This is a genomic window from Streptomyces sp. NPDC054863, from assembly GCF_053610825.1.
This window is the reverse complement of the sequence record NZ_JBSGZD010000522.1, coordinates 1-2,421: the sequence shown is the minus strand read 5'-3', so window position 1 is coordinate 2,421 and position 2,421 is coordinate 1. Positions and strand designations below refer to the sequence as shown.

1 protein-coding gene and 1 pseudogene are annotated in these 2,421 nt (G+C 73.9%); both read right to left on the bottom strand.

Annotation, left to right across the window (positions count from 1 at the left end):
* Nucleotides 1-130: 130 nt before the first annotated feature.
* Nucleotides 131-1,396: a phosphoribosylamine--glycine ligase gene (purD, locus tag ACWGIG_RS38530; RefSeq protein ID WP_453326387.1), complete on the bottom strand. Its 1,266-nt coding sequence runs from the start codon at nt 1,394-1,396 to the stop codon at nt 131-133.
* 209 nt (nt 1,397-1,605) lie between these two features.
* A pseudogene (locus tag ACWGIG_RS38525) lies at nt 1,606-2,421 on the bottom strand (DNA polymerase III subunit gamma and tau); the annotation flags it as partial.

Here is a 2,421-nt window from a genome sequence, read left to right as displayed (position 1 = left end):
GACCCCGGCTGTCGCGTAACCGGTGGCGCTCAGTGGTGACCGCGGTCACTGCGGTGGCTGCAATGACCGTGGTGGCTGCGAGGGCTGCGGCGACCGCAGTGACGGCGGTGACCGCGGTGACGGCCGGGGCTCAGCCCTGCGCCGCGTCCTGTGCGGCCTTCGCCGCGATGTCCGTACGGTGCTGCGAACCGTCGAGCCGGATCCGCTGCACCGCGCGGTACGCCCGCTCGCGTGCCTCCGTCAGGTCGGCGCCCGTGGCGGTCACCGACAGCACTCGCCCTCCGGCGCTCAGCACGGCGCCGGAACCGTCCCGCCGGGTGCCCGCGTGGAGGACGAACGCCTCGGGGGCGTCCTTGGCCGCCACGTCGGCGAGGCCCTCGATGGGGTCGCCGGTGCGGGGCGTACCGGGGTAGTTGTGCGAGGCGATGACGACGGTGACGGCCGCGTCGTCGCGCCAGGTCAGCGGCGGCTGGACGTCCAGCGTGCCGTTGGCGGCGCCGAGCAGCACACCCGCGAGGGGGGTGCGCAGACGGGCGAGGACGACCTGGGTCTCGGGGTCGCCGAAGCGGGCGTTGAACTCGATGACGCGCACGCCGCGCGACGTGATCGCGAGACCGGCGTACAACAGTCCGGAGAACGGCGTGCCACGCCGCCGCAGCTCGTCGACGGTCGGCTGGAGCACGGACTCCATGACCTCGTCGACGAGCTTGGGGTCGGCCCACGGCAGCGGTGAATAGGCGCCCATGCCACCGGTGTTGGGGCCTTCGTCGCCGTCCAGGGCGCGCTTGAAGTCCTGCGCGGGCTGCAACGGCAGCACGGTCACCCCGTCGGTGATCGCGAAGAGCGACACCTCGGGACCGTCCAGGAACTCCTCGATGACGACGCGCTCGCAGGCCAGCGCATGCGCCCGCGCCTCGTCGACGTCGTCCGTCACGACGACGCCCTTCCCGGCGGCGAGACCGTCGTCCTTCACGACGTACGGCGCGCCGAAGGCGGCGAGCGCGGAGTCGATCTCCTCCGGCGTCGTACAGACGTAGCTGCGCGCGGTGGGCACACCGGCCGCGGCCATCACGTCCTTGGCGAACGCCTTGGAGCCTTCCAGCTCGGCCGCTTCCTTCGACGGGCCGAAGACCGGAATCCCGGCCTCCCGCACGGCGTCGGCGACGCCCGCGACGAGCGGGGCCTCCGGGCCGACGACGACGAGACCGGCGTCGAGTTCGGTGGCGAGGCGCGCCACGGCGGCCCCGTCGAGGGCATCGACCGGGTACAGCTCCGCCACTTCCGCGATGCCGGCGTTGCCGGGAGCGCAGTAGAGGGCGGTGACGTCGGGGTCGAGGGACAGAGAGCGGCACAGGGCGTGTTCGCGGGCGCCGCCGCCGATGACGAGGACCTTCACGGGTGCAGCCTAGAGCCTGCGCGGGGGACGAAGTCGCACGGGGTTGGAGTTACCGCCCACGGGGGGACGCGGCGGCTCTTGTCACTTACTACGAGGAGCACTACGCGGAGTACTACGCGGAGAGGCGGGCGGGGAGGGCCGGTCCCCGCCGTATGCGGGCACACCCGCACCCCTGCCCCTCTGCTCGTCGACGAACTCCACGACGACCGTCACTCGTTGACGAACTCCTCGACGACCGTCGCACCCAGCTCGCGCACGATCAGGTCGTGCCCGGACAGCGCCGAGTCGACCAGATCCGGATCGTCGTCCTCCGGTACGTCGTCCTCGGCGGAGACCGGCGGGCGCTCCTGGGCGGCGCGGTGCTGCTGCTGCGCGGCGGCCGACGGTCCCGAGGGCGCCTGGTACTGCCCCTGCTGCGAAGGCTGCGCGGCCGACTGCTGCGGAGCCGCCTGCTGAGGCGCCGACTGCGGTACGGGAGCACCGGCCTGCGGTGCCGCTGCCTGCGGCGGACGCGGGGCGGCCGGGGCCGCGGGGGCGCCGCCGCCGAAACCACCGCCGCCACCGCCGCCGAAGCCGCCACCGCCGCCTCCGTACCCCCCGGGAGGACCGGCGGGCGGCATTCCGCCACCACCGGCGCCCCCTGCCCCGCTCGCGTCGACGACGGACTCGATCCGCCACTGCACCTGGAAGGACTCGGCGAGGACCTGCTTGAGGACGTCCTCGCTGCCGCTGCTCGCGAAGTTGTCGCGGGCGCCGGCGTTGATGAAGCCGACCTGGAGGGTGGTCCCGTCGAAGCCGACGACCTGGGCGTTCTGGCTGAGCAGGATCCAGGTGAAACGGCGCTTGTTCTTCACGGCCTCCAGGATCCCGGGCCACATGTTGCGCACCTGGGCGGCGCCCTGTGCGGCGGCGGCGCTGGGCGCTGCCTGCGCGGGGCTGCCACCGGCCGGCGAAGCCGGAGCGGGAGCATGGGCCTGCGCCGGGGTCTGGGGCTGCGGCGCGACGGGCTCGGGCCGTCCCTGCCC